General features: G+C 57.0%; 4 protein-coding genes. All 4 read left to right on the forward strand.

The window, feature by feature from the left end; genetic code table 11:
• A partial coding sequence (locus tag WMO64_RS16895) for a relaxase/mobilization nuclease domain-containing protein (RefSeq protein ID WP_349232750.1) occupies window positions 1-1,560 on the forward strand: 1,560 nt, incomplete at its 5' end.
• Window positions 1,550-1,936, forward strand: a complete 387-nt coding sequence (locus WMO64_RS16900; protein ID WP_349166751.1) for a cysteine-rich VLP domain-containing protein — start codon at window positions 1,550-1,552, stop codon at window positions 1,934-1,936. The genes WMO64_RS16895 and WMO64_RS16900, both read left to right, overlap by 11 nt.
• A 112-nt stretch (window positions 1,937-2,048) precedes the next feature.
• Window positions 2,049-2,807, forward strand: a complete 759-nt coding sequence (locus WMO64_RS16905; RefSeq protein ID WP_349166750.1) for a phage replisome organizer N-terminal domain-containing protein — start codon at window positions 2,049-2,051, stop codon at window positions 2,805-2,807.
• Window positions 2,804-3,646, forward strand: a complete 843-nt coding sequence (locus tag WMO64_RS16910) for an ATP-binding protein (protein WP_349166749.1) — start codon at window positions 2,804-2,806, stop codon at window positions 3,644-3,646. The genes WMO64_RS16905 and WMO64_RS16910 overlap by 4 nt, the downstream gene beginning before the upstream one ends.
• Window positions 3,647-3,720: the final 74 nt, after the last annotated feature.

Raw genomic sequence — 3,720 nt, forward strand, 5'->3', positions numbered from 1 at the left:
TACCTGCTTTTTGAGCATGACGAGTTTACCATGAAGCCCGTCCTTGATGAAACCGGCAGGCTTATCCCCCGCGAGGATTACCGGCTGTCCACGCTGAACTGCGGCGGGGAGGATTTTGCCGTTGCCTGTATGCGGGCAAATCTCCGCTATGGGAAGAATCAGCGGCGGGAAGATGTGAAAAGCCACCACTATATCATCAGCTTTGACCCACGGGACGGGCCGGACAACGGCCTGACCGTAGACCGGGCACAGGCGTTAGGGGAGCAATTCTGTAAAGAGCATTTCCCCGGCCACCAAGCCCTTGTATGCACCCACCCGGACGGCCATAACCACAGCGGCAATATCCATGTGCATATCGTCATTAACAGCCTGCGGATAGAGGAAGTCCCGTTCCTGCCCTACATGGACAGGCCAGCCGACACGAAAGCCGGTTGCAAGCACCGCTGTACTGACGCGGCCTTGCGCTACTTCAAGTCCGAAGTCATGGAGATGTGCCACCGGGAGGGGCTTTACCAAATCGACCTCTTGAACGGCAGCAAGAACCGCGTCACAGACCGGGAGTATTGGGCGCAGAAAAAGGGACAGGCCGCGCTGGACAAGCAGAACGCCCCCATGATTGCAGGCGGTATCACGCCCCGGCAGACCAAGTTTGAAACGAACAAGGAAAAGCTGCGGCAGACCATACGGGAAGCCCTTGCCACCGCCACCGGCTTTGACGAGTTTTCTTCTCTGCTGCTGCGGGAGGGTGTGACCGTTAAGGAGAGCCGGGGGCGGCTATCCTATCTCACGCCGGACAGGACAAAGCCCATTACCGCCCGCAAGCTGGGCGACGATTTTGACCGCGCCGCTGTCCTTGCCGTTTTGGAGCGGAACGCCGCCAGAGCCGCAGAAAAGGCCGCAGCCATACCCGAATATCCCCGGCATGGGAAAACCGGCATACAGCCCACAAAAGCCCCTCAAACCGCTCCGAATGTGCAGCGGCTTGTGGACATTGAGCAGAAGAAAGCCGAGGGCAAAGGCCGGGGCTATGAGCGTTGGGCGACCATGCACAATCTCAAACAGATGGCCGCGACGCTGAATGTGTATCAGGAATACGGCTTCACTTCCCCGGAGCAGTTAGAAGCCGCCGTTGATACCGCCTATCAGGAAATGCGCCAGACCAGCGGCGAACTGAAAGCACTGGAAACGAAGCTACAAGGGAAAAAGGAGTTGCAGCAACAGGTACTTGCTTACGCCAAGACCAAGCCCGCCCGCGACGGGCTGAAAGCGCAGAAATCCGAGAAAGCCCGCGCCGCATACCGGCAGGCGCATGAGAGCGACTTTATCATAGCCGACGCAGCCGCCCGGTATTTCCGGGAGCATGGCATTACCAAGCTGCCCGCCCGGAAAGCGTTGCAGGACGAGATCGAGCAGCTTGTTTCCAAGAAATCCGGCCTGTATAACACCTACCACGAACAGAAGCAGCGGTTCAAGGAGTTGCAGACCGTCAAGCGGAACATCGACCAGATTTTGCGCCGGGAGGAACCCCGCCGCAGAAAGGAACAGAGCCATGAGCGATAAGCTGCCCCGCATGGACTACCGCCAGCACCGGCGGGCGCGGCGGCTGGTGCATGAGTGCTGTAACTATGACGAGGGGAACTGCCTGCTGTTGGACGACGGGGAGCCTTGCGTGTGCGTCCAGAGCATTTCCCTTTCTCTCATGTGCCGCTGGTTCCGTGTGGCTGTCCTGCCCCTTGACGGGGAACTGGCCGCAACACTTTTGTACCGGGGGAGCCGGAAACGGTGCGCCGTCTGTGGGGCGGCCTTTGTCCCCAAATCCAACCGGGGGAAATACTGCCCCGACTGCGCCGGACGCATAAAGAAAATCAAAGCCGCCGAGCGAAAGCGGAAACAAAGGCAGAAATGTCACGCTTTAGAGCCTTTCAAACCCGCATAAATCAAGGCTTTTTTCGTGGGTGTCAAAGGGTATGCGATACATTTATCCTTTTCCCCCGGAAACGCCGTTCTAAATGCGTACAAACGCCCCAAATCCACCCAAAGGAGGAACCATGTCAGACAACCGAAAATACTACTACCTCAAGCTGAAAGAGAATTACTTTGACGAGGACGCTATCGTGCTGCTGGAAAGTATGCAGGACGGTATCCTCTATTCCAACATTCTCTTGAAACTGTACCTGAAATCGCTGAAAAACGGCGGGAAGTTGCAGCTTGATGAAAATATCCCCTACACTGCGCAGATGATTGCCACCATTACCCGCCAGCAAGTCGGCACCGTAGAGCGAGCCTTGCAGATTTTTATGAAGCTGGGGCTTGTGGAGCCGCTGCCAAGCGGCGCGCTGTATATGAGCAACATTGAACTGCTTATCGGCCAATCCTCTACCGAGGGGGAGCGGAAACGGCGGGCAAGGCTGGCTTTGCAGGAGCAAAAAGCCTTGCCAAAGGCTGGGGCGGACAAATGTCCACCATATCAAGCGGACATTTGTCCACCAGAGATAGAGATAGAGAAAGAGATAGAGATAGAAAAAGAGAGAGAGCGAGAGTTAGATACAGGACAGACCGCCCGCGCCGCTTATGGCCGGTATGAAAATGTCTTTCTTTCGCAATCAGAACTGGACGGGCTGAAAGCAGACCTGCCCGACAAATGGAACTACTACATTGACCGGCTATCCTGCCATATCGCGTCCAGCGGCAAGCGATACCGCAGCCATGCCGCCACAATCTACAAATGGGCGCAGGAGGACGCAGCCAGGAAAGCCCCGAAAAAGGGCATACCAGATTACTCATGCAAGGAGGGCGAGAGTTTATGAAGAACGAAATCAACGCTGTTTTGGAGAATATGACGGCTGCCACCCCGGAGCCAGAGGACTACACCGGCGAGGACGGTTTACTGTACTGCGGCAAGTGCCGCAAGCCGAAAGAAGCCTATTTTGCGCCGGACAAGGCCGCTATCTTTGGCCGTGACCGCCACCCGGCAGAGTGCGACTGCCAGAGAGCCGCCCGCGAGAAACGGGAGGCCGTCGAGAAACGGCGCAGGCACCTTGACACCGTGGAGGAACTGAAACGCCGGGGCTTTACCGACCCCGCTATGCGGGACTGGACTTTTGAGAATGACAACGGCAGGAACCCGCAGGCCGGGATAGCCCGCCGGTATGTGGAGCATTGGGAGGATATGCGAGCCGACAATATCGGCTGCCTGTTCTGGGGCGGCGTGGGAACCGGGAAAAGCTACCTTGCGGGCTGTATCGCAAACGCCCTCATGGAGAAAGAAATCCCCGTCCACATGACAAACTTTGCCCTTATCCTCAATGACCTTGCCGCCAGCTTTGAGGGCAGGAACGAGTACATTTCCCGTCTTTGCCGCTATCCGCTGCTTATCCTTGACGACTTCGGCATGGAGCGCGGCACCGAGTACGGTTTGGAGCAGGTTTTCAATGTGATTGACAGCCGTTACCGCAGCGGCAAGCCGCTGATCGTCACGACCAACCTCACACTGGACGACCTGCGGAACCCGGAAGATACCGCCCATTCCCGGATTTATGACCGGCTGCTTTCCATGTGCGTCCCGGTACGCTTTACCGGCGACAACTTCCGGCAGGAAACCGCACAGCGGAAAATGGAGAGCATGAAGAAACTGATTACCGACTGAAAGGAGTATTGCCTATGGCAGATAACAAGCAGCACGACACCCGCACCGCCCGCCGCCCCGACTGCGTGACGGAA

The sequence above is a fragment of the Pseudoflavonifractor intestinihominis genome (assembly GCF_040096055.1).
Classification (GTDB): Bacteria; Bacillota; Clostridia; order Oscillospirales; family Oscillospiraceae; genus Pseudoflavonifractor; species Pseudoflavonifractor intestinihominis.